The 2,043-nt window shown below is 46.1% G+C and carries 3 protein-coding genes; 2 read left to right on the top strand and 1 reads right to left on the bottom strand.

Annotated elements, in window-relative coordinates; all coding sequences use genetic code 11:
• The coding region (locus A3739_RS11625; protein ID WP_156502551.1) for a methyltransferase at positions 1-490 on the top strand (490 nt) is incomplete at its 5' end.
• Between the two features lie 71 nt (positions 491-561).
• On the opposite strand, the gene A3739_RS11620 is transcribed toward A3739_RS11625, so the two are convergent.
• Positions 562-1,185, bottom strand: a complete 624-nt coding sequence (locus tag A3739_RS11620) for an RluA family pseudouridine synthase (protein ID WP_068501467.1) — start codon at positions 1,183-1,185, stop codon at positions 562-564.
• A gap of 73 nt (positions 1,186-1,258) precedes the next feature.
• Here A3739_RS11620 and cysZ point away from each other — a divergent pair, with 73 nt between their 5' ends.
• Positions 1,259-1,999 carry a sulfate transporter CysZ gene (gene cysZ, locus A3739_RS11615; RefSeq protein WP_068482225.1) on the top strand — a complete coding sequence of 247 codons (741 nt, stop codon included), beginning with the start codon at positions 1,259-1,261 and terminating at the stop codon, positions 1,997-1,999.
• Positions 2,000-2,043: the final 44 nt, after the last annotated feature.

The following is a 2,043-nucleotide window of genomic DNA, read 5'->3' as shown; positions in this document are numbered from 1 at the left end:
CGCCGAACCCGCATACTGGTCGTTCTGTTGGGCAAGCGGACAAGTTCTTGCAAGTTATATTCATAAGAACCCAAAGTCTGTTCAAGGTAAACGCGTTGTTGATATTGGGAGTGGGTCAGGTGTCGTAGCAATCGCTGCGGCGCTAGCTGGAGCAAAAGATGTTTTTGCTTGTGATATTGATGACGAAGCGCTCAATGCGGTTCTCGTGAACGCCGAGCACAATAAGGTTCGTGTCGAATGTATCAAGGATTTGGATGAAGTCGATGATATCGACTTACTAACGGCAGCCGATGTGCTTTATGACCGAGACAATCATAACTTATTGGACCAATGGTGTGAGACGAGTAAAGAAGTACTGCTCGCGGATTCGCGTATGAAAATACTCCCTAGTGACAAATTCGAGTTATTGGAAACCCACGAAGCGCGTACGTGGCCAGATCTCAATGAGTTTGAAGAATTTAATCAGGTGAGAATTTACGGATTAGAATAACCAACCCTTCGCTGTCTTCTCATGTGCTGTTCTATACTGTCCTCACCTCGGGATACCAATGGACACATCATTCAAAATGGTGGTTCAGGCGAAAATGTCAGACGCTCCCTTGTCTCGGGGTGCGTGATTCCAAGCTTCCAAGCATGCAACATCAATCTAGTGCTTGCAGCTAAAGCCGATCCCGTTGCATACAAGTTATCACCTAAAATTGGATTCCCCAGTGACATCATGTGGACACGTAACTGATGGGTACGCCCCGTGACAGGCGTGAGCCGCACGCGCGTTCTATCGTTTAAACGCTCTAGTACCTGGTAATCCGTGTGCGCAGCTTTTCCCTCTTCGCTCACCATTTGCTTCGGTCTGTTTGGCCAGTCTGTCATCAAGGGTAATGTCACCTTACCTTGGTCTTCCTCTAGCTGACCAAAAACAAGGGCAACGTAGGCTTTATCGACCTCGCGATCATGAAACTGCCTGCTGAGCTCACGATGCGCATCAGCCGTTTGCGCGAGCACCATTAAGCCTGACGTTGCGCAATCAAGCCGATGCACAATACGTGCAGTTGGATGATCTTGCTGAATGCGTCGCACTAAACAATCTTGCTTATCTGGTCCACGCCCAGGAACACTGAGTAGACCCGAAGGTTTATTCGCAATAATCAGCGTGTCATCCGCATAAAGCGTTTCAGCTTTGTCCAAAGCAGCTCACCAAACAGTTAACGAAAGCGGTATTATACAAACTCAAACAAATTGCAGATACGGAAAATATTCAATGATCAACCGATTCTTTGCGGGCACAAGTTATCTTTTTGAAGGATTCAAAATCGTCTGCTCGCCCGGCTTCAGATGGTTTTTAGCCGTGCCCATCATCGCCAATATCATTCTTTTCTCACTGTTATTTGTATGGGCAAAAGCGCTCTACAACGAAGGCATGACTTACTTAATGTCATGGATACCTGAGTGGTTAGGTTTTCTCGAATGGGCATTTTGGCTCATCTACTTTATCGCGATGATCTTATTAATTTTTTACGCCTTTGTTTCGACCGCTAACTTAATCGGTGCGCCCTTCTATGGCTTTCTAGCTGAAGTTGTTGAAAACAAATTAGCGGGTAAAAAAGACGAGAGTCCATTTACCGCAAAAGAGCTTCTGGCACTGATCCCCAGAACGATATTTAGAGAACTGAGAAAGCTGGCTTATTATTTACCGCGCGTCGCAGCTTTGTTTTTTCTCGGACTTATTCCGGGAGTAAATGCCTTAGTAGCCATTATTTGGATTGTGTTTTCAGGTTGGATGATGGCGATTCAATATGTGGATTACCCTGCCGACAACAATCGCATGTCATTTCCAGACTTACGAAAATTCCTAGCAAAAGACCGAGCCAGCGCATTGGGCTTCGGCTTATGCACTTTTGGCTTAACCCTCGTTCCAATCATCAATTTAGTAGTACTGCCAGCCGCAGTATGTGGTGGCGTTGTGTATTGGCTGAAACAACGAGATGCTTATAAGGCTTAATCTTTAGGCACGACGACACGCTGATTGGGGAAGTGACAGGTAAA

It is taken from the genome of Oleiphilus sp. HI0067, assembly GCF_001635735.1.
This window is presented reverse-complemented; position numbering and strand designations above follow the sequence as displayed.